The sequence below is a fragment of the Providencia sp. PROV040 genome, assembly GCF_032706145.1.
GTDB lineage: Bacteria > Pseudomonadota > Gammaproteobacteria > Enterobacterales > Enterobacteriaceae > Providencia > Providencia hangzhouensis.
This window is the reverse complement of the sequence record NZ_CP120530.1, coordinates 2512308-2534123: the sequence shown is the minus strand read 5'-3', so window position 1 is coordinate 2534123 and position 21816 is coordinate 2512308. Positions and strand designations below refer to the sequence as shown.

The 21816-nt window shown below is 39.0% G+C and carries 18 protein-coding genes; 14 read left to right on the top strand and 4 right to left on the bottom strand.

Translation table 11 applies throughout. The features are described 5' to 3' along the window. Nucleotides 1-321: 321 nt before the first annotated feature. From P3L40_RS11600 to P3L40_RS11585, 4 genes are all read left to right on the top strand, one after another. A complete protein-coding gene (locus tag P3L40_RS11600) occupies nt 322-2262 on the top strand; it encodes a pyridoxal phosphate-dependent decarboxylase family protein (RefSeq protein ID WP_210852546.1) in 1941 nt (646 codons plus the stop codon). A gap of 80 nt (nt 2263-2342) precedes the next feature. After that, a complete protein-coding gene (tyrP, locus tag P3L40_RS11595) occupies nt 2343-3491 on the top strand; it encodes a tyrosine transporter TyrP (RefSeq protein WP_310889348.1) in 1149 nt (382 codons plus the stop codon). 279 nt (nt 3492-3770) lie between these two features. Then, complete coding sequence (locus P3L40_RS11590; RefSeq protein WP_004254808.1) at nt 3771-4322, top strand: PadR family transcriptional regulator; 552 nt, start codon at nt 3771-3773, stop codon at nt 4320-4322. Continuing rightward, complete coding sequence (locus tag P3L40_RS11585) at nt 4315-4518, top strand: hypothetical protein (RefSeq protein WP_004254804.1); 204 nt, start codon at nt 4315-4317, stop codon at nt 4516-4518. The genes P3L40_RS11590 and P3L40_RS11585 overlap by 8 nt, the downstream gene beginning before the upstream one ends. Nucleotides 4519-4742: 224 nt before the next feature. Here P3L40_RS11585 and P3L40_RS11580 read toward each other — a convergent pair whose 3' ends face one another. After that, on the bottom strand, nt 4743-6488 hold the full coding sequence (locus P3L40_RS11580; protein WP_210852488.1) for an ABC-F family ATP-binding cassette domain-containing protein: 1746 nt from the start codon (nt 6486-6488) through the stop codon (nt 4743-4745). A gap of 412 nt (nt 6489-6900) precedes the next feature. Between P3L40_RS11580 and P3L40_RS11575 the strand changes: the two genes are divergently transcribed. From P3L40_RS11575 to yajD, 9 genes are all read left to right on the top strand, one after another. After that, nucleotides 6901-7377 carry a GNAT family N-acetyltransferase gene (locus tag P3L40_RS11575; protein ID WP_036957770.1) on the top strand — a complete coding sequence of 159 codons (477 nt, stop codon included), beginning with the start codon at nt 6901-6903 and terminating at the stop codon, nt 7375-7377. Between the two features lie 370 nt (nt 7378-7747). Further along, nucleotides 7748-8818: an HlyD family secretion protein gene (locus tag P3L40_RS11570; protein ID WP_036957769.1), complete on the top strand. Its 1071-nt coding sequence runs from the start codon at nt 7748-7750 to the stop codon at nt 8816-8818. Continuing rightward, nucleotides 8815-11571 (top strand): ribosome-associated ATPase/putative transporter RbbA, encoded by a 2757-nt coding sequence (gene rbbA / locus P3L40_RS11565; protein WP_096863711.1) that lies wholly within the window; start codon nt 8815-8817, stop codon nt 11569-11571. Before P3L40_RS11570 ends, rbbA begins: the two co-directional genes overlap by 4 nt. 5 nt (nt 11572-11576) lie before the next feature. After that, on the top strand, nt 11577-12701 hold the full coding sequence (locus tag P3L40_RS11560; RefSeq protein WP_187710820.1) for an ABC transporter permease: 1125 nt from the start codon (nt 11577-11579) through the stop codon (nt 12699-12701). A 189-nt stretch (nt 12702-12890) separates the two neighbouring features. Continuing rightward, nucleotides 12891-13454 carry an alkyl hydroperoxide reductase subunit C gene (gene ahpC / locus P3L40_RS11555; protein ID WP_004254784.1) on the top strand — a complete coding sequence of 188 codons (564 nt, stop codon included), beginning with the start codon at nt 12891-12893 and terminating at the stop codon, nt 13452-13454. A 117-nt stretch (nt 13455-13571) separates the two neighbouring features. Continuing rightward, nucleotides 13572-15146: an alkyl hydroperoxide reductase subunit F gene (gene ahpF, locus P3L40_RS11550; protein ID WP_210852489.1), complete on the top strand. Its 1575-nt coding sequence runs from the start codon at nt 13572-13574 to the stop codon at nt 15144-15146. A gap of 502 nt (nt 15147-15648) precedes the next feature. Beyond that, complete coding sequence (locus P3L40_RS11545) at nt 15649-16626, top strand: DUF1852 domain-containing protein (RefSeq protein WP_136134969.1); 978 nt, start codon at nt 15649-15651, stop codon at nt 16624-16626. A 29-nt stretch (nt 16627-16655) separates the two neighbouring features. Further along, the gene (locus tag P3L40_RS11540; protein WP_004254558.1) at nt 16656-17687 is read left to right on the top strand and encodes a methionine synthase; all 1032 of its coding nucleotides are present in this window, start codon (nt 16656-16658) and stop codon (nt 17685-17687) included. Nucleotides 17688-17859: 172 nt separating this feature from the next. Then, nucleotides 17860-18207, top strand: coding sequence for an HNH nuclease YajD (gene yajD, locus P3L40_RS11535; protein ID WP_004254555.1), 348 nt, complete (start codon nt 17860-17862; stop codon nt 18205-18207). A gap of 197 nt (nt 18208-18404) precedes the next feature. Here yajD and P3L40_RS11530 read toward each other — a convergent pair whose 3' ends face one another. Further along, a complete protein-coding gene (locus P3L40_RS11530; protein ID WP_136134968.1) occupies nt 18405-18986 on the bottom strand; it encodes a YebB family permuted papain-like enzyme in 582 nt (193 codons plus the stop codon). 93 nt (nt 18987-19079) lie between these two features. Further along, entirely contained in the window at nt 19080-20567 is a 1488-nt protein-coding gene (locus P3L40_RS11525) for a PLP-dependent aminotransferase family protein (RefSeq protein WP_210852490.1), read from the bottom strand. 103 nt (nt 20568-20670) lie between these two features. Between P3L40_RS11525 and P3L40_RS11520 the strand changes: the two genes are divergently transcribed. Further along, a complete protein-coding gene (locus tag P3L40_RS11520) occupies nt 20671-21129 on the top strand; it encodes a GNAT family N-acetyltransferase (RefSeq protein WP_094960604.1) in 459 nt (152 codons plus the stop codon). Nucleotides 21130-21234: 105 nt separating this feature from the next. Here the strand turns inward: P3L40_RS11520 and P3L40_RS11515 are convergent, their stop codons facing one another. Further along, entirely contained in the window at nt 21235-21774 is a 540-nt protein-coding gene (locus P3L40_RS11515) for an NADAR family protein (protein ID WP_094960603.1), read from the bottom strand. Nucleotides 21775-21816 lie beyond the last annotated feature (42 nt).

Below are 21816 nucleotides of genomic sequence, written 5' to 3'. Positions count from 1 at the left end.
TACATGTTCAAGCTTTTTCAGCGTAAAAATCTCTTTACAGTTGAATAAATTTTGTTTTTTTGTGCTTGTCCACAAATCAGAATGAAATTCCCATTAGTTTATTAATAATTTAATAGAAATAGATTATATCTATAAATAAGTTGGCCATTAACGGTTTGTTTATCAATAATTAATGCTTAAATGATATTTTTAAATGTATATCATTAATATATTGATATCTTTTATATAAACACAGCCCGTTATGCACTTTCCAATGATATTAAGTTAAGTAACTTAAGTGCAATTAGCACCCGTTAATTGTAGTTTGAAGGTGTAGTAATGATAAATAATTTTAAAAATTCAAAAATAAATGTAGATGCATTATTTTTAGGTCCTAAATCTGAAAATGCTGTCTTTTTCAAAGAAATGATGGAGTATTCAGTTAGTGAACATATGCATTGGCGTTCCAGCTATCATCCTGAAGATCCTGATCTTATCTCTACTGTTGACCGTTATGCTCCCGAGTACCGAGATACGCTTTATCGTACTGAAGGCATTCTTAATCAACTCTCTTCAAAATTAAAAACAACATCGGTTCCATGGTTCTCCCCCCGTTATATGGGGCATATGAATGCAGATACACTAATGATTTCTAATTTGGCTTATGTCATGGCGATGATGTACAACCCCAATAATTGTGCACAAGAATCTTCACCAACGACAACAGTTTTAGAAATAGAAGCCGGGTTAGATTTATGTGCCATGTTTGGTTATGACGTACAACATGCTTGGGGACATATTACATCTGGTGGAACGGTTGCTAACTACGAAGGTTTATGGGTAGCTAGAAATATTAAAACGTTGCCGTTAGCGATTATGCAGCATCCAAAATCCCAATACTTGCTAAAGGATAAAACTGAAAAAGAGTTACTCAATCTCTCAGTTTCCGCGGTTCTAGATTTAATTGACGAGTTAAAGAAACAACAAATTTTTGAGGAAATTCGTGATTTAACCTGCCGTGGTGTTGGAATAGAACAAGGAAAACTCGGTAAGTTATTGGTACCGCAGTCTAAACACTATTCATGGATGAAAGCGATGGATATTCTTGGTTTAGGCCAACAGAATATTGTGCAATTACCCGTTGATGCAAGTTATCGAACAGATGTACGTAAAATGCGTGAAACGGTATTTACATTAATTGAGCAAGGGGAGCCAATTTTAGCGGTAGTTGCCGTTGTTGGTACCACAGAAACTGGCGCAATAGACAATGTCAGAGAAGTTATTGAGCTACGACGTGAATGCGAGCAACGTTTTGGGGTTTCTTTTTATGTGCATATCGATGCTGCTTACGCGGGATACGCTTGTGCGATGTTTCGCGATGAAGAAAACCAATTTATGGAGTATGAGAATTTACTCCAACGCTATCATAGTGAAGGGATTTTTCCTGAAAATATGTTGTGGCCAAAACGTGATGTTTATGAAAGCTTTAAAGCATTAAGCCAAGCGGACTCGATTACCGTTGACCCTCATAAGGTGGGGTTTATTCCTTATGCGGCAGGTGCAATTTGTATGAAAGATAAGCGGATTGTGGATTTAGTTTCTTACCATGCCGCTTATGTATTTGAAGAGGTTCAAGAAAAGCAGCGTAAAACAGAAAAAACACAAAATGTATTATTGGGCTCATCTATTATGGAAGGGTCAAAAGCGGGCGCAACCGCAGCAGCGGTATGGGCTGCACATCGCTTAGTTCCGTTAAATGTTTTAGGGTATGGAAAAGTGATTGCGGCTGGGGTCATCACTGCCAATTGGATGATTGATAAAATTAATCAATGTGAGTCTTTTATTATTGAGGAACGTCAATTTTCAATTATAGCGATGCCAACGCCCGATTTTCACATGATTAACTTTATGTTTCGTGAAATTGGCAACACCTCTTTAGAGAAACAAAATCAATTAAATAAACGGTTATATGAATTATGCTCTTATGCGGCAGGCCGGAGTTATTCTAATGATTTTCTCACCTCATCAACCTCGCTAACTTATGAAGAATATGGCGATAACCCATTGAATCTATGTCGAGATGCACAATTCTCTGATAGTGAATGGCATAAAGTACGGTCGATTTATGTGCTACGGGCGGCAGTCATGACACATTGCCTGCGTGATAGGGCACATTTTGAAACCTATTGGGCAGAGTTAAAAAATATTTTTGAAGACAAATTACAACAACTCATTAATGAAGAAAATAAGTTAAATCACTCTAATTATAAAATTAATATTTAATTGATTGTTAGGATCTCAATATGAAAAATCGCACACTTGGTAGTGTATTTATTGTTGCAGGTACTACGATTGGCGCAGGTATGTTAGCCATGCCTATCGCTGCCGCGGGTAATGGTTTCTTAGTGAGCCTCGCTATGTTATTAGTGTTGTGGGCATTGATGTGCTACACGGCGTTACTTTTGGTTGAAGTTTATCAACATGAATCTCACGAAACTGGGATCGGTAGTGTTGCACAACGGTACTTAGGCTCTAGTGGCAAATTTATTACGGGTTTTAGTATGATGTTCCTGATGTATGCATTGACAGCAGCTTATGTCAGTGGAGCAGGGGAAATCATTACATCAAATTTGAAAAGTAGTTTTGCTATTGAAATGGCAGATTGGATGGGAATTGTTGTATTTACCGTCATTGGTGGGGGAGTTGTATGTTTCGGGACTTCATCCGTAGATTTTATCAACCGTATTTTATTTGCTGCAAAAATTGTTTTCTTAGTCATTATATTGGCATTAATGATGCCGCATGTTGAGCAACAAAATTTATTAGCTGCCCCAACTGAAAAAGTACTTATTTTATCTGCTATACCGGTGTTTTTTACCTCCTTTGGTTTTCATGGTAGCGTCCCAAGTATCGTTAAATACATGGGGGGAGATGTCAAAAAATTGCGGGTTATTTTTATTATCGGAAGTGCTATCCCGTTGATTGCTTATATTTTATGGCAAATCGCAACATTAGGGAGTATTGGTACAACCACATTTGTTGGTATTTTGGCGGAAAACGCAGGGCTTAATGGATTATTAGATGCAATTAAAGATGTGGCTCAATCAGGAAAAACAGAGTTAATTGCACAAATGTTTATGAGTTTGGCGCTTGCGACATCTTTCCTTGGTGTTGCTTTGGGGTTATTTGACTTTCTAGCGGATTTATTTAAACGTCAAGATAATGCGTCAGGGCGTCTACAAACAGGTTTGCTCACCTTTGGACCACCACTAGTTTTTGCTTTATTTTATCCTAAAGGGTTTGTGATGGCGTTAGGGTATGCCGCAATCGCACTTTCAATACTGGCTTTATTATTACCTAGTGCTATGGCATTTAAATCAAGAACATTAAACCAACGGAAATATCAAGTGTTAGGCGGTGGATTAGGTCTTTCATTAGTATTTATTTGTGGAATTATAGTCATTGGTGTTCAGTTAGGGATTGTTTTCAACATATTACCTAATATTGGGTAATTGTACTTCGCTTCTATAGCCAGCCAACATACCGACGGCTGGCTTTATCACTTCAAAAATAGGTTAATTTCATATCTATTGCCAACTTTACTCAGTTAGACAATTTACCGCACATTTTTTACTGTTGTGTCGACATTTAGTCGGTATAATCCATATAAGAATGATTATCATTAGCACGTTATGCATAAAAATAGATATATCTAAAGCTGGCATTTTCTGTAAAAGTAACTATCATATTAGATATATCGGTTTTTATATAAATAACCACTGAGAATTTTAATGGCAAATGAACAACAACTCGAGCCGTGTTTGTGCAACGGTAAAAGTGTCAGTCGTATGTTTAACCCTAAACAGTTAAGGATTTATATCCTACATTTACTGACAGGGGGAATTAATTACGGTTATGAGCTAATAAAAAAAATTGCAGAAGAAACGGCAGGTTTTTATTGCCCAAGCCCAGGTGTGATATATCCAACTCTGACGTTATTAGAGGAGTTAGGGTTTATTTCGGCGGGTAAAGATAATGGAAAAGGGCGTAAGTGTTATGTCATAACGCCAGAAGGTCGCTGTTTTTTATTACTCAAAGCTGAAATATTGGCAGAAGTTCAACTAAAATTAAAATATGCTCAGGAATTAAAAGCAGGTAATCAATTCGCTAATGAAATTGAATGCGCTGTAGATAAATTTAAGTCATTGTTGAGACACCAAATCGTGATACAACAGTTGACGAAAGAAGAGACAACAAGAGTCGTTGAGATCATTAACCGAGCAGTGGAACGTATTGAGCAAGTCAATGCAGTGTTAGTGGCAGAGGGAAAATCAAATGGCTAAAACGAATGATATTATACAAGCAAAAGAGCGTTTATATATGAAAGAGACAAGCAAAATACCACAGAGCAACGCCCCGGTTTCATCTGAAAATGAACCGTCTGTGAAGACGAATAAAGACGTTAAATTTAAAGAGGTTGTATGCCCTAATGTGCCAACTTCATATTTTAAGCGAGCAAAGAAACAAAAAATAAAATAACCAATTAGATAGTTTACAAAATCTTTATTTACTTAAAAGACATAAAGAATAAACCTTATTTATTTTCTTATTGATGAATAACGCGACTCAGTCTTCTATTATTCCATCAATAAGGTAAATTTTAGGGTGCATATAATTATTTTGTAAACTTTAGCTATGATCCTATATCAATATATAACTTCATAAAAAATCCCCTGATCACTTAACGTAACCAGGGGTATCGGTTACAAGCCCAATTTAGCGTGTATTTGGGCTATTTCGTTGATCCACTGCTGCTGTAATTGCGGTTTTTGGTGGCTTAATTTGCGTTTTTGATCCGCAAGTAGCTTTTGCTCCAATATCAGCAATGTTTCTAACAACTCATCTTCATGAGTAGCTTCCTTACTGAGAATTTCAATCGTTGATTTAGAAGGGGCATTTTCCCCAAGCGTAGACGTTAACACTTGCTGGGATTGCTGCTCGATTTTATGATAAATATCATCAGCATTAAGGTATTCCTCTAGCCGATTATCATCGATAAACCAGAAGCGTTGGCAGCTATTTTCAATGAGCCATTTATCATGGCTTACAACCAATAATGCCCCAGAAAATAAGCTAATTTGTTCACAAAGTGCTTCCTTGCCTTCTAGATCAAGGTGATTGGTAGGTTCGTCCAATAAAATCAACTCATACTGAGCTAAACTTAAACCAATAAACAATAATCTAGCGCGTTCACCACCGCTCAGTGTTGCCACTTTCTGTTGGTGACGATTATAGGCAAACCCCGCTCCAATCAATGCCATTTTTCGTTGTTCATCGGTTAAAGGTGAAAAATGACGTAGTGCATCTAATAGGCTATCATTATCATTTAACTGCTCTAATTGTTGGTCATAATAACCAGCACGAATTGCTGGATGAAACTTCAATTGTGAGCTATAGCGTAAATTTTGTTGATAATGTTGCCAAAGTAGACGTAATAGTGTTGATTTACCACAGCCATTGGCTCCCATGATAGCGATACGATCACCACTTTTCACTTGATGAAATGCCGTTTTAAATAACTGATTTCCATTCGGTGTTGAAACAACGGTGTTTTCCAACTCTAAAACTCTATCTGCAGGAATAGCTTTGCCATTTAAAGCAAGCTTCCATTGATAGCCTTCAGTTAATTCGGTTTGGGCATCTTTAAGACGGTCAATATGTTTTTCCATCTGTTTGGCTTTGCGTGATAAGGCTTCATTGTCATACACATGCCCCCAAATCGCTAAACGCTTGGCACTTGATGCAATACGGTCAATTTCTTTTTGCTCTGCTTGATTACGGCGTGCATCAGTGATGTCTTTTTCACTTAATGCTTGCCGTGCTGCACTGCAAGGTAACCGATAAAAATGTAATGATTTATCTCGTAAAATCCAAGTACAGTTACTGACTTTATCTAATAACGATTGGTCATGGGAAACTAGCACAAAACTCCCTTTCCATGACTGTAAGAAATTACCTAACCAAATCAGTGTGGGCAAATCTAAATGATTACTAGGTTCATCGAGTAACAGTAAATCGGGTTGTTCAATTAAAGCACGCCCCAGCAGCAAACGTGTATGTTGTCCTCCACTGATGGCATTCGCTTTTTGTTCCCATTGTTCAGGTGTAAAACCTAATTCTGATAATAAAACTTCAGCCCGCCAGCGCTCAGTGACTTTATCTTGTTCAGGGAGTTTTTGAACAAGCGCATCAATCAGAGTCAAACAAGCGATTTCATCGGGTAAATGTTGTTCAATATAAGCAGTAACACAATGATTTGCATAGGTAATACTGCCACTATTAGGAAACAGTTGTTGGGTTATTAGCTTCAATAATGTACTTTTTCCACTCCCGTTATGGCCAATTAAACCAATGCGGTCACCTTGTTGGATGGTAAAAGAAATATCGCTTAATAAGGTAGAGGTTGAAGTATCGTAATTTAATGATTTTACAGTTAATAAAGTGCTCATAGCTTACTCAAATTTTAGGCGAAAAACGCCAGGGTATAGTCGTAACGACAACCCAGTAAGCTGAGGGAAGATTTTCTTTAGTGGCTTCGCTCAGGCAGGGTTATCGCAGTATAAAACTGTGAAAGCCTGAGCTCTGGCGATTACCAAAGAAGTGTGAATATTCAATAAGATCACACAACAACATAAATTAGCCTCCTTAATATTCATTTAGTTAATCGATGAGAGAATTATAGCTAATATGTTATTTAACCAACAAGGTCCGAAAATGCGCTCTCTGATTATTATAGGAAAAAGCATATACAGGTATAAATGTTACTTATATCATGCGCGAAGAAATGAATAATATTGCTGTGAATTGGGTTCTTGCTATGTAGCGTTTAAAATCATGATTCAAAAAACAAGAGAGCCCCAAATGAACGTAGAAATAAAACCCGCAACATGTGATGACGCTGCTTTGATATTAGATATGATCATTGAATTGGCAGATTATGAAAAAGCACGTCACGAAGTTAAAGCCACGGTAGCTGATATTGAAAATTCCTTATTTGGAGCGAATTCAAGCACAGAAGCCTTAATCTGTTATGTGGATGGTCAGCCAGCAGGGTATGCCGTATTTTTTACGAGTTATTCAACATGGTTAGGGAATAATGGTATTTATTTAGAAGATTTGTATGTCTCCCCAGATTTTCGTGGCGCGGGTGCAGGAAAGAAGCTACTCAAGCATATTGCAGTGTTAGCCGTAGAACGAAAGTGCCAACGGCTGGAATGGAGTGTTTTAGATTGGAACCAGCCAGCAATTGATTTTTATAAAAGTATTGGCGCAGAACCGCAAGATGAATGGGTTCGTTACCGAATGGATGAAAAAGTGATTGCTGCATTCGCAAGCTAATATTTATTCATATTCAAACATCGTTAAATAAAGCCAGTAAATTAAGTTGCTGGCTTTATTTTTTTATTTTGAATTAAATATGTACAATTAATGCCTTATCCTGATTTTTGTGAGTTTATTCTGTTTTTTTGTGACATAAGGCAACTAAACTTAAACCAAATGTTGATAAAATGCCATTAAATTAAATAGATAGCCAATTTAATGGTAGTGCTAACACTTACTTGGCCAAGTTTTAAATAAAAATAATATTTTTAGTTTTAAGGGTATTTATTTCGTATAGAGACAGTTATGTCATTTTATTAATAATCACCAGGTTAATAATCAAAATAATTGTTGTTCCTTGTTTTCTCATTTAATGGAAAGGGATGGTATGAAAATAAATAAACAAAAAGTATCTTTTTACATCATTTTAATATTAATTATTGTTGCGGGTGGTTTCTATTACTGGAATGTTAATTCAGGTGGTCTACCCGCTGGATTCGCTCAAAGTAACGGCCGTATAGAAGCAACAGAAATTGATATTGCCACTAAGACGGCAGGACGTATTGAAACGATTAATGTAAAAGAAGGGGATTTTGTTAAAGAAGGGCAAGAACTTGCTCGCATGGATACGCGAGCACTCCAAGAGCAACTCCATGAAGTACAGGCACAATTACGCCAAGCCATCAGTGCAGTGACCACTGCCGAGTCTGCTTTAGCGCAACGTAAAAGCGAAAAAGTTGCAGCCCAGGCTGTTGTTCGTCAACGTGAAGCGGAGTTAGACGCAGCGCAAAAACGGTTAAATCGTTCTAGAGCTTTGGTGAGAACCAACGCCGTATCTCAGCAACAAGTCGATGATGATACAGCACAGATGCAAGGCTCTCGTGCAGCACTGGAAGCGTCAAAAGCTCAAGTTGCCGCCGCGACATCAGCCATTGATTCTGCAAGCGCTGGTATAGTCCAAGCGAAAAACCGTGTTGATGCAGCGACAGCAACGGAACGCCGTATTATTGCGGACTTAGATGACAGTATTCTAAAAGCGCCAAGAAACGGGCGTATTCAATATCGTGTCGCTGAGCCTGGAGAGGTACTTGGCGCTGGCGGACGAGTCTTGAACATGGTCGATTTAAGTGATGTGTATATGACATTTTTCTTACCGACTGAAGATGCAGGAAAAGTTGCCTTAGGCAGTGATGTTCACATCATACTTGACGCTGCACCAAATATCGTGATCCCAGCCAAAACCACTTTCGTGGCGAGTGTTGCTCAATTCACACCGAAAACCGTAGAAACACAAAATGAACGCCTAAAATTAATGTTCAGAGTGCGTGCACGAATTTCGCCTGAATTATTAGAGCAACATCTAGAATATGTGAAAACAGGGCTGCCCGGAAAAGCTTATGTGCGTTTAGACCCTAATGAATCTTGGCCTGCTGAATTAGAGGTGAGATTACCACAATGACCAATAAACTGATGGATGATGTGATTATCGATATACAACATGTCAGCCAACATTATGGTGACAATTGTGCGTTGGATGACATTGTACTTTCCATCCCAGCAAGAAAAATGGTTGGGTTGATTGGCCCTGATGGTGTAGGAAAATCAAGCCTGATCTCCCTGATTGCAGGGGCAAGAGTGATTCAACAAGGCCAAATAACGGTACTTGATGGTGATATGAGTGATATTGAGCATCGTAGAGCTGTTTGCCCTCGCATCGCCTACATGCCGCAAGGTTTAGGGAAGAACCTCTACCATACGTTATCTGTTTATGAAAACGTCGACTTTTTTGGCCGCTTATTTGGCCAATCAAAAGCTGAGCGTGAATATCGGATTCAGGATTTGCTTGAAAGTACAGGGCTTGCGCCATTTAAAGACCGTCCAGCAGGCAAGTTATCAGGAGGGATGAAACAAAAGCTTGGGTTATGCTGTGCGCTAATTCATGATCCCGATTTATTAATTTTGGATGAACCTACTACAGGGGTTGACCCGTTATCTCGTGCGCAATTTTGGGATTTAATTGACCGCATTCGTTTGCGACAAACCAATATGAGCGTTTTGGTCGCAACGGCTTATATGGAAGAGGCCGAACGCTTTGATTGGTTAGTGGCAATGGATGATGGCAAGGTGCTCGCTACAGGTCATGCATCTGAATTAAAAGCCCAAACTCAATGTGATGATCTTGAAGCTGCGTTTATTGAATTACTACCTGAAGAAAAACGCAGTGGCCACAAAAAAGTCGTGATCCCTCCACGTGATACCACAGAAGACAATATTATTGCTATTGAAGCCCAAGACCTCACTATGCGTTTTGGTAACTTCGTCGCTGTTGACCATGTGAATTTTAAGATCCCAAAAGGGGAGATTTTTGGTTTCTTAGGGTCTAATGGCTGTGGTAAATCAACCACTATGAAAATGTTGACGGGTTTATTACAAGCCAGTGAAGGGCAAGCATGGCTATTTGGTCAAGAAATAGATCCGAAAGATATCGAAACACGCAAGCGTGTCGGCTACATGTCGCAAGCATTTTCACTATATAGTGAATTGAGTGTTGAGCAAAATCTCGTACTTCACGCCAAGCTTTTTCATATAGCTGAGGACAAAATTCCCCAGCGAGTGGACGAAATGTGCCAGCGTTTTGAACTTGATGATGTGCGAGACGTAATGCCTGACGATTTACCTTTGGGGATCCGGCAACGGTTATCTTTAGCTGTCGCAGTTATTCATGAACCTGAAATGTTAATCCTCGATGAGCCAACTTCGGGAGTAGACCCCGTTGCCAGAGATATGTTCTGGAATTTGATGGTCGATCTATCAAGACGTGACGGTGTCACAATTTTTATTTCTACGCACTTTATGAATGAAGCAGAGCGCTGTGACCGTATTTCACTCATGCATGCAGGTAAAGTCTTAGATTGTGATACCCCTGCTAACCTGACCAAAAAAAGAGGCCTTGGCACGCTTGAAGAAACCTTTATTGCCTATTTACAAGATGCTGTGGGGGATGCAGGACAAGGGCAAGAAACTGCCCCTGAGTTCCATGTTGACCCTGAACTGAAAGAACAAGCGACCGAAGCGTTAAAAAAACGTTTTAGTTTACGCCGGTTATTCAGTTATTCCATTCGAGAAGGGATGGAATTACGTCGTGACCCAGTGCGTTCAACACTCGCGTTATTAGGGACTGTAATTCTTATGTTTATTATGGGTTACGGTATTAGTATGGATGTCGAAAATTTACGTTTTTCCGTACTAGATCGCGACCAAACAGGGTTAAGTCAGGGATATACACTGAACTTAGCAGGTTCACGTTACTTTATCGAACAACCACCAATCAAGGATTATGATGATTTAGAGGCTGGTATGCGTAGCGGTAAGATTACCGTTGCGATTGAAATTCCGCCTAACTTCGCAAGGGACGTTGCACGCGGCAATAACGTTAAAATTGGCGTGTGGATTGATGGTGCGATGCCAAACCGCGCTGAAACTGTGCGTGGCTATGTGCAAGCGATGCACTTAGCATGGCTAAGTACGATGGCTGCTCGCCAACCCGTTGGCGTTGCTGGTATGCCAGCTATCGACATTGAAACCCGATATCGTTATAACCCTGATGTTCGTAGTTTACCGGCGATTGTTCCCGCAGTTATTCCATTATTATTAATGATGATCCCCGCAATGCTTAGCGCGTTGAGTGTTGTTCGGGAAAAAGAGCTTGGTTCGATTATCAATCTTTATGTCACCCCGATCACCAAATTAGAGTTTTTACTTGGAAAGCAGCTCCCTTATATTTTATTAGGCATGTTTAACTTTGTATTACTTTGCATACTGTCCGTCTATATATTTGGTGTTGAATTTAAAGGTAGTTTTCTGACGTTAACCTTGGCCGCATTTTTGTATATCAGTATTGCAACAGGAATGGGGTTATTAATTTCATGCTTTATGAAAAGCCAAATTGCAGCAATTTTTGGTACTTCTATCATCACTCTGATACCAGCAACACAATTTTCAGGAATGATTGACCCAGTTTCATCATTGGAAGGTATTGGCCGCTGGGTTGGGATGGTTTATCCAACATCACACTTTTTAACTATCACGCGAGGAACCTTCTCTAAGGGACTAAATTTATTCGATTTACAGTCATCGTTTATCCCATTACTGATCACTGTTCCATTGGTTATTGGGCTCAGTGTTTTATTCCTGAAAAAGCAGGAGGCATAGCGATGATACGTAAAATTCAGAATATTTTTAACCTAGGAGTCAAAGAGTTACGCAGTTTAGGCCGCGATAAAGCAATGCTAGCGTTGATTGTCTTTGCTTTTACGGTATCGATTTATTCGTCGGCAACGGTGACTCCCGGCTCTTTACATAATGCGCCCATTGCGATTGCTGACCAAGATAAGTCACAGTTATCAAATCGGATAATCAATAGCTTTTATGCGCCTTATTTTTTACCACCCGCGGATATCACACCAGATCAAATTGATGGTTTGTTAAATCGTGGTTCATATACTTTTGCGCTAGATATTCCGCCTAATTTTCAACGTGATGTGCTTGCCGGACGGCACCCAGAAATTCAGGTAAATATTGATGCAACAAGGATGAGCCAAGCTTTCTTAGGAAATAGTTATATTCAAAATATTACCTTAGGGGAAGTGAATGAATTTTTAGCAAAATACCGTAGTAATTCGAGTTTACCTGTTGATTTGGAAGTGAGGATGCGCTTTAACCCTAACTTGACACAGTCCTGGTTTGGTTCTGTTATGGCAATCATTAATAATATTACGATGTTATCGATTGTTTTAACGGGGGCTGCACTAATCCGCGAACGGGAACACGGTACAGTCGAACATTTGATGGTCATGCCACTAACGCCATTTGAAATTATGATGTCGAAAATATGGTCAATGGGGCTGGTGGTATTGATTGCATCTGGTGTTTCCTTAATTTTGGTCGTAAAAACATTGCTACAAGTACCAATCGAAGGCTCTATCTTATTGTTTATGTGTGGGGTGGCTTTGAGTTTATTTGCGACAACGTCGATTGGTATTTTTATGGGGACGATTGCACGTTCCATGCCTCAGTTTGGTTTGTTGATGATCTTAGTGTTATTGCCATTAAATATGCTTTCTGGCGGGATGACAGCGCGAGAAAGTATGCCTCAGCTTGTTCAAGACATTATGTTAACCATGCCGACAACGCACTTTGTTAGCCTTGCTCAAGCGATTTTATATCGCGGAGCTGGCTTCCAAATTGTTTGGCCTCAATTTGCGGTTCTTGTTGTTATTGGTGCTGTATTCTTTTCTCTCGCACTCATTCGTTTTCGCAAAACGATTGCCACCATGGCATAACCTACTGTACATAAAACATCCATTAATGCATAAAACGCTTGCTGAATTTTTCAGTAAGCGTTCTAATGCTTCACCTATTAATTATTGGCACATGATTAGGTTGCGCCTATCAAATCGATAGTGGGTAATGATTGGATTAAGCTGCTGTAAAACAGTAACTTAATAGGCAACCAAACAGGAGAACATCATATGTCATTAATTAATACTCAAATCAAACCATTTACTAACCAAGCATTTAAAGATGGCCAGTTCATCGAAGTTTCTGAAAAAGATGTTGCAGGTAAATGGAGCGTTTTCTTCTTCTATCCAGCTGACTTTACCTTTGTTTGCCCAACTGAACTGGGTGATATTGCTGACCATTATGAAGAATTCCAAAAATTAGGTGTTGAAATTTTCTCTGTTTCTACTGACACACATTTTACCCATAAAGCATGGCATGCAAGTTCAGAAACTATCGGTAAAATCAAATATGCCATGATCGGTGACCCAACTGGCGCATTAACACGTAACTTTGAAAATATGCGTGAAAACGAAGGCTTAGCAGACCGCGGCACTTTCGTTGTTGACCCACAAGGTATCATTCAGGCAATCGAAATTACTGCTGAAGGTATCGGTCGTGATGCAGCTGACCTGTTACGTAAAGTTAAAGCAGCACAATATGTTGCAAGCCACCCAGGTGAAGTTTGCCCAGCTAAATGGAAAGAAGGTGATGCAACACTGTCTCCATCTTTGGACTTAGTCGGCAAAATCTAATTAATCTAACCCAATTGATTAACACTGAATAATTCAGGTTGCAGGTGTTTAGGCCTGCAACTTGGATCATGACGGGTATATGTACCCGATTTTATGATAAAAATTAAAGGGGATTACATGCTCGACAATAATTTACAGGCACAGTTGAAAGCCTACTTAGAACGTTTAACTAAACCCGTTGAATTAGTTGCTAATATAGATGACAGCCAAAAATCAAATGAAATCAGGCAGCTGTTAGAACAAATTGCATCTCTGTCAGATAAAGTCACTGTACGTGAAGAGCGCAATAGCGCACTAAGAACACCGTCTTTTTTAATTACTAACCCAGGTACAGATAGTGGTTTGCGTTTTGCAGGCTCACCTTTGGGACATGAATTTACCTCTCTTGTGCTGGCATTATTGCAAATCGGTGGTCATCCATCTAAAGAAGCGCAAGAGTTATTAGAGCAGGTTAAAGGCCTTGAAGGCGAATTCCACTTTGAGACTTATTATTCTTTATCTTGCCATAACTGCCCAGATGTTGTTCAGGCGTTGAACTTAATGGCAGTTTTAAATCCAAATATTAGCCATACGGCTATTGATGGTGCGCTTTTCCAAAATGAGATTGATGAACGTAATGTGATGGGCGTTCCTGCGGTTTTCCTGAATGGAAAAGAGTTTGGCCAAGGGCGTATGACGTTAAGTGAAATTGTTAGCAAAGTTGATACCAACGCAGATGCGCGTGCAGCGAAATCACTCACAGAGCGTGAGCCTTTTGAAGTCCTTGTTATTGGTAGTGGCCCAGCAGGAGCTTCAGCAGCAATCTATACCGCACGTAAAGGGATCCGTACTGGCGTAATTGGCGAGCGTTTTGGTGGCCAAGTTATGGACACGGTTGATATTGAAAACTATATTTCAGTTATCAAAACGGAAGGGGCTATTTTTGCAGGCGCATTGAAGAACCACGTGGACAGCTATGATGTTGATGTCATTGATGGCCAATCAGTTGCAAAACTGATCCCTGCGGCAGAAGAAGGTGGATTACACCAAATCGAAACTGCATCGGGTGGGATCTTAAAATCACGCAGTATTATTATTTCAACAGGTGCTCGCTGGAGAAATATGGGTGTTCCGGGGGAACAAGAATATCGTACTAAGGGTGTAACATTCTGCCCACACTGTGATGGTCCGTTATTTAAAGGTAAACGTGTTGCCGTTATTGGTGGTGGTAACTCGGGTATTGAAGCGGCTATTGACTTAGCCGGTGTCGTTGAGCATGTGACCGTTCTGGAGTTTGCTCCGGAACTGAAAGCAGATTCTGTATTACAGCAAAAAGCACGTAGCCTAAAGAATGTTGATATTATCGTCAATGCGCAAACCTTAGAAGTAAAAGGCGATGGCAGTAAAATGACGGGTCTTGAATATAAAGACCGCACTGATGATAGCGTACATTTATTAGAAGTGGCGGGAGCATTCGTGCAAATCGGTTTATTGCCTAATACCAATTGGTTAGGCGACACAGTCGCTAGAAACCGTATGGGGGAAATCGAGATTGATGCACGTAACGAAACCAGTATTAAAGGTATTTTTGCTGCCGGTGACTGTACAACGGTACCATACAAACAAATTATTATTTCAGCTGGAGAAGGGGCCAAAGCCGCACTTAGCGCATTTGATTACCTGATCCGCACAAGTACCAGAACCGCTGAATAGGTGTAATTTACTTTATATTCAGTGAGTTGTAGTCAAAAGGCACTCGGGGGCGAGTGCCTTTTTTTTGTGCATAATACTGCGCCACTTTTTATTATTGCAGTTAATTTTAGTTAATGACTTTGACTGTATGACCTAGTGTTTTCTATATGTACTAAATAAATTTATTTCACTAACCAATGTTTAAGTCTTCGAGTCGAATATTCATCCCTTCTTGGAAATTGTCCATATAATGCACTTAACATTATGAATTATAATGAAAAATAATATTTCTTGGTTCTTTGTCGCATAATTAAAATAAGTGAAATAGATGATCATGAAAATCGTTCATGTTCGAAATGAAATTAAGTCGCTTTCACTCAATCAATAGCTCTGGCATAAATTAGATAACGCAAACGAATTAACGTATTTACAACATAAAGATTGATGAATGGACAACTAAAACTTCTAGAAAATCAAGAAGTCAATTGAGTTTCCATCTTGGAATTTAGGGTGTGACGAGACAATGAACAAAAATTTTACATTTACGATTAAAAGTAGTCTTTTTGATGAAAATTATAATCCTTCTGAAAATACACGTATTACAACTAACTTTGCTAATTTAGCCAGAGGGAAAAATCGCCAAGAAAATTTGCGTAACACGCTTGTCATGATGAACAACCGTTTCAATACATTAGCCTATTGGGATAACCCTAAAAGCGACCGTTATTCAATCGAGTTGGAAATTATTTCTGTCGAGATGAGTGTTGAGGAAAATAGTAATAGGTTCCCTGTGATTGAAATATTAAAAACCAATATTATTGATCATAAAACAGGTGAACGAACTGAGGGTATTGTCGGAAATAACTTTTCATCTTATGTGCGTGATTATGATTTTAGTGTTTTATTGTTAGACCACAATAAGAACCAAGTAAGCTTTAGTATTCCAGAAAACTTTGGTGACTTGCATGGGAATATCTTTAAATATTTTGTGAATTCTAGCGAATATAAAGCGCATTTTAGTAAGGCGCCAGTAATATGTTTAAGCGTCTCCAATAAAGACATTTATCACCGAACTGGGAATCAACATCCTATATTGGGTATTGAATATCAGCAAAATGGGGCTTCATTAACGGATCAATATTTTAAAAAGATGGGATTACAGGTTCGTTATTTCATGCCTCAAAATAGTGTTGCACCGCTGGCATTTTATTTTACGGGAGATCTGCTGAGCGATTACAGCAATATTGAATTAATTAGCACAATTAGCACGATGGAAACATTCCAGAAGATTTATCGGCCAGAGATTTACAATGCGAACTCCGTTGCGGGACCATGCTATCAACCGAGTTTGACGAACCAAGATTATTCATTAACAAAAATTGTTTATGACCGCGAAGAACGTAGCCGATTGGCTATTGAGCAAGGGAAATATACGGAAGAACACTTTATTGAACCCTATAAGCATATTCTAGAGCAATGGTCTGCTAACTACGCGCTTTGATTAATTATAAAAATTTAAGGTCAATTATTATGAAAACATTATTACCAACATCTACCGCGGGCAGCTTACCAAAACCTTCTTGGCTTGCTGAACCTGAGACGCTTTGGTCTCCTTGGAAGCTGCAAAATGAAGAACTCATCGAGGGAAAACAAGACGCATTGCGCTTATCCCTTGAAGATCAACTACGTGCTGGGATTGATATTGTTAGCGATGGCGAGCAAACACGCCAGCATTTTGTGACGACATTTATTGAACACCTCAGTGGTGTTGATTTTGCAAAGCGTGAAGTGGTTAAAATTCGTGATCGTTATGATGCGAGCGTGCCGACGGTAGTTGGAGCGGTTGAACGCCAAAAACCTGTTTTTGTGGAAGATGCTAAATTTTTACGTAAGCTAACAAAACAGCCGATTAAATGGGCGCTTCCTGGGCCGATGACGATGATTGATACACTGTATGATAACCATTATAAAAGTCGTGAAAAACTGGCATGGGAGTTCGCTAAAATATTGAATCAAGAAGCAAAAGAGCTTGAAGCCGCGGGCGTTGATATTATTCAGTTTGATGAGCCGGCTTTTAATGTGTTTTTTGATGAAGTAAACGATTGGGGGGTGGCTGCGTTAGAAAGAGCCATTGAAGGGCTGAAATGTGAGACAGCAGTTCACATCTGTTATGGATACGGCATCAAAGCTAATACTGACTGGAAAAAGACACTGGGTTCTGAGTGGCGGCAATATGAAGAGGCTTTCCCAAAACTGCAAACCTCGAATATTGATATTATCTCCTTAGAATGCCATAACTCCCATGTTCCTATGGATTTAATTGAGCTTATTCGCGGTAAAAAAGTGATGGTGGGGGCGATTGATGTGGCTAGCAATATCATCGAAACACCAGAAGAAGTCGCCAATACGTTACGAAAAGCGCTGCAATTTGTGGATGCTGATAAACTTTATCCATCAACAAACTGTGGTATGGCACCATTATCTCGACGGGTCGCAACGGGTAAACTTAATGCATTAAGTGCAGGGGCTGAGATTATCCGTAGAGAATTGTTGAATAAGTAATCTAAGTAAAAACTAACTAATAAATTAGCCTGGAGTTGATGACATGCCCTATAAAGTTGGCGATGTCATCATATCTGGGTTTTTTGTTGTTTTGAGTTTCTTTTTTTGCTCTGAATTGAGGTATATTAGGCGTATTATCTCAAAATTACTATTTTTAATAGGAATATCGGCAATGGCTTTGATCCCTAAAAACTATGCGCGATTAGAAAGTGGCTATCGTGAAAAAGCACTTAAAATTTACCCATGGGTTTGTGGACGCTGTACTCGTGAATTTGTGTATTCAAATTTACGTGAATTGACTGTGCATCATATCGACCATGATCATACCAATAACCCTGAAGATGGCAGCAATTGGGAGCTATTGTGTTTATTTTGCCATGATCATGAGCATTCGAAGTACACAGAAGCTGAAATGTATGGCACTAATGTCGTGGCAGGGGAAGATGCACAAAATGATATTGAAGCAGCAACTTATAACCCGTTTGCTGACTTGAAATCGATGCTAAATAAGAAAAAATAATCGCGATAACCCACGCAATTCCGGTACAGGTAAGCAAAGTAAAGTCTCTAATAGAAGAGGCTTTACTATAATAACTGGCTATTACAGCAAATTTGCTTAATGGTGATGTAATGCTTATTGATTGATAAAGATTAAGGCATCATGTTAAGCCACTCTTATAAACGTTGAGTGGCTTAGTCAAATATCAATATCGCTAATTAATGAATGTCATCATGGCTGCGATAAATTAATGATAATTCAGGGTGATGCCATAAACTTGCAGGAGTAACTGTTTTACGTTCCCATGGAATTTGTCCAATAAACCATAACTTCCAAAAAATTAATTTTGCATTCGGGTTTTTAGTTAATAATTCCTTGAAGGTTTCTAATTCCCCTATTTGAACTGATAACGCAGATTGATAAATATCGAAAACAAACTTTGAACAAAACTGCCTAGAAGACTCATAATTAAATCCCGTGTGATAAAACTTATTTAAACGAGCAGGAACTTCGGCGACTAATGCGGATTTTTGTTCACTTGTTAATGTATGGGAAAATCGGCGTACACTGTAACGATTGTCAGACGAACGGGCAATAAACCGCGATAAGGTCGTGGTTGTTGAAAGGGGAACGCGGCTTTCTGCAACTAAATAATCTTCACCATTATGACCTACAATCATGCCAACATGGTTACTCCAGCATAAAGATGCCGAGGCTATTTGGCGAAATAGCTCAGTCCCAATACTGGTAAAGACAACATCGCCAACTTCGTACTCATGGGGATAATTTATTTTTGTCATAAAAGCACCTCAATATAAACAATGCTATTAAGGTACAGTTATAAAGATTAGAAAAATTCTCGCTATCGGATAAACGCTGAAAATCATTTTTGTTTAGCTAGGGTATATATTACTCAATTGTTCACTGAGTAATTTTATATTGCTAATTATCTCGTTTTCACAATGGGCAGCATAGCCAAATAGAATTGCATTTTGGTGAGTACTTTGAATACAGTAGCGTGATAACGGTTGTGCGCCAAAGCCCAACAGACGGCATTGGTTAAGGATCACGTTAATATCATAACCGTCTTTCACCCAACAAACAGTATGAATGCCTGAATCCGTCATCTGTACATTAAATAGGTGAGGGAGATAGTGATTGATGGCACTGATAAAAGTATTTTGCCTCTCGTAACATATCTTCCGTATTTTTCTGACATGGCGTGCATAGTGGCCTTCTTGGATAAACTGAGCTAAAGCGGCCTGTTCTAAATAACCACAGTGGCTATCACTATAATATTTCATCATGGTGAATGCCTCACTCAGAATTTCTGGCACTATTAAAAAACCTAAACGAAAGCCGGGGTACATCATTTTAGAAAATGTCCCTGCATAAATAACACGTTGATGATTATCTAAGCCTTGCAATGCTTGAATTGGCTTTGATAAAAAGCGAAATTCACTATTGTAGTCATCCTCAAAAATCCATGCGTTATTTTGTTGCGCCCAATCCAATAATGCTAAACGCCGAGGTAAGCTGAGAGTTGTGCCCAGAGGGAACTGGTGAGAAGGCGTGGTATAAATTAATTTTGCTGTTTTATGGTGTTTCGCACCATATATAATATCCATTCCTTCTTTGTCGGATGGAATAGCGTCAATATCAGCACCAGCAGCGGTTAAAATAGCTCTCGCACTATCATAGCCAGGGTCATCTAACCATACTTTATCCCCTTGCTGTAATAAGACTTTTGCCGCTAAATTAATGGCTTGCTGTGTTCCATTAACAATAATAATTTGCTGCTGTTTACAATGAACTCCCCGAGTCGAACGGACGTAATCTACCAATAAGTCTTTTAGTGGTGTATACCCATCAGGGTGATTAAAATGCGTAATAATTTGTTTGGACTTACGCCAAACTCGACCTAATAATCTTCCCCATAATTCATGCGGGAATTGGTCCACACAACCAATACCGATATTAAACATTTGGTGTTTGTTGGTATTTGGACGTGATTTTTCCCATAAATTCGATAAAGTGGAAACTCTAGGATTCAGATTTAATGCAGGATATCCAGATTGGTCACCCTGTTTAGTGCTACTTATGGCACCAATTAACTCATCAGGAATATGGGGGGAAACATAAGTCCCTGAGCCTTTTTGGGAATAAAGGTATCCTTCATCAATTAGTCGTTCAAACCCAGCAATTACCGAATTTCGTGAGATCGCCATCATTTCTGCTAATGCTCTAGAGGAAGGAAGTTTAATTCCAGCAGCAATACGTCCATCTAAGATGGCATTACGTATTGTGTGATAAACATTTTCTTTAATGTAACCTTTTTCAAGTAATAGTAATGGGAACTGGGCATGCTGTTGGCGTCGCATAAAGTGGATCCTAAATAAATAACAAAAGTGTCTCTTATATAGAGCCAGATTGCTAGGTACTATAGCGCCATTATGTAATATGTCTACAAATGGAAGGGTTATTATGAATAAAACAGCATTACCAGTTACAGTGGAATTTGTTGCGCCAGAACATTACCCAGAGTGGTTAGTGTATTGGTTAGAGTATCAGAAATTTTATCAGGTAGATTTAAGTGAAGAAATTACCTTAAAAGCATGGGAGCGCTTTTTTGATGAGAGTGAGCCGATGTACTGTGCTGTTGCGTTGGAAAATGGAAAAGTTGTTGGTTTTGTGAATTATTTATTTCACCGCTCAACATGGGCTGAAAATGATTTTTGTTACCTTGAAGATTTATATGTGACGCCAGAAATGAGAGGACGTCATGTAGGAAAACAATTAATTGAATTTGTACACGCACAAGCGCAAGAGAAACAATGTGGCCGTCTATATTGGCATACACAAGAAACCAATTTGCGAGGCCAAAAATTGTATAACTGGGTGGCAGAAAAGCCTGGGGTAATTGAATACAGAATGCCTTTATAATAAAGCTCAGTAGTATATTCTATATTTTGATAAAATAATGACGGGCCCGCTGTTTAATAACAACGGGTTTTTCATTTTATCAGAAAATAAGCAAAAATTAGAGAGTTAATTGGCTAGATGACTTCTAACATCCATTAATGCGAAACCGAGAAGGTTTAACCCTTTCCATGTTAATGGGTTTTCAATATTTTCACTATCTTCGGCAAGGCCTATTCCCCAAATTTTATCGACGGGGCTAGCTTCAACTAGAACACGTTCGTTTGTGGAGAGTAAAAACTGTTTTAATTCTTCATGTTGAGAGAATTTTGCCATATTAGCGCTGACAACAATAGCAAAACGGTTTTCATCCCAAACATCTTGCTTAAACCCACGAACTTCACGACCAAATGCTTTAGCCGCTCCGGGATTTGGTGCATGAATGATTTTATCCAATGTTTCTAAATCACCAAATAAGCGTGCTTTTTCGGCCATCATGAAATGTTCTGCACTGGCAAAGCGGTGGTTATTAACAATAAATGGGGAAGGGTACCATTGGCTGAAGCAGCTTTTTGTAATTTGATTTTGTTTGGTTTGGTGGCCCCAGAAGAAAACATATTTAAATTTTTTCCCTGAGCGGTATTGTTTGCAGAGGCTTTTGATATCCATAAATTAATCTTTATTAAGAGCGAATATTCTTAGCGTATCGAT

What these genes read in the sequence shown, in the direction of transcription:
- P3L40_RS11580 (WP_210852488.1), bottom strand. Translation starts at nt 6,488, where the DNA reads ATGAGCACTTTATTAACTGTAAAATCATTAAATTACGATACTTCAACC.
- P3L40_RS11575 (WP_036957770.1), top strand. Translation starts at nt 6,901, where the DNA reads ATGAACGTAGAAATAAAACCCGCAACATGTGATGACGCTGCTTTGATA.
- P3L40_RS11570 (WP_036957769.1), top strand. Translation starts at nt 7,748, where the DNA reads ATGAAAATAAATAAACAAAAAGTATCTTTTTACATCATTTTAATATTA.
- P3L40_RS11590 (WP_004254808.1), top strand. Translation starts at nt 3,771, where the DNA reads ATGGCAAATGAACAACAACTCGAGCCGTGTTTGTGCAACGGTAAAAGT.
- ahpC (WP_004254784.1), top strand. Translation starts at nt 12,891, where the DNA reads ATGTCATTAATTAATACTCAAATCAAACCATTTACTAACCAAGCATTT.
- P3L40_RS11520 (WP_094960604.1), top strand. Translation starts at nt 20,671, where the DNA reads ATGAATAAAACAGCATTACCAGTTACAGTGGAATTTGTTGCGCCAGAA.
- P3L40_RS11545 (WP_136134969.1), top strand. Translation starts at nt 15,649, where the DNA reads ATGAACAAAAATTTTACATTTACGATTAAAAGTAGTCTTTTTGATGAA.
- rbbA (WP_096863711.1), top strand. Translation starts at nt 8,815, where the DNA reads ATGACCAATAAACTGATGGATGATGTGATTATCGATATACAACATGTC.
- P3L40_RS11515 (WP_094960603.1), bottom strand. Translation starts at nt 21,774, where the DNA reads ATGGATATCAAAAGCCTCTGCAAACAATACCGCTCAGGGAAAAAATTT.
- P3L40_RS11540 (WP_004254558.1), top strand. Translation starts at nt 16,656, where the DNA reads ATGAAAACATTATTACCAACATCTACCGCGGGCAGCTTACCAAAACCT.
- ahpF (WP_210852489.1), top strand. Translation starts at nt 13,572, where the DNA reads ATGCTCGACAATAATTTACAGGCACAGTTGAAAGCCTACTTAGAACGT.
- yajD (WP_004254555.1), top strand. Translation starts at nt 17,860, where the DNA reads ATGGCTTTGATCCCTAAAAACTATGCGCGATTAGAAAGTGGCTATCGT.
- P3L40_RS11585 (WP_004254804.1), top strand. Translation starts at nt 4,315, where the DNA reads ATGGCTAAAACGAATGATATTATACAAGCAAAAGAGCGTTTATATATG.
- P3L40_RS11525 (WP_210852490.1), bottom strand. Translation starts at nt 20,567, where the DNA reads ATGCGACGCCAACAGCATGCCCAGTTCCCATTACTATTACTTGAAAAA.
- P3L40_RS11530 (WP_136134968.1), bottom strand. Translation starts at nt 18,986, where the DNA reads ATGACAAAAATAAATTATCCCCATGAGTACGAAGTTGGCGATGTTGTC.
- tyrP (WP_310889348.1), top strand. Translation starts at nt 2,343, where the DNA reads ATGTTAGCCATGCCTATCGCTGCCGCGGGTAATGGTTTCTTAGTGAGC.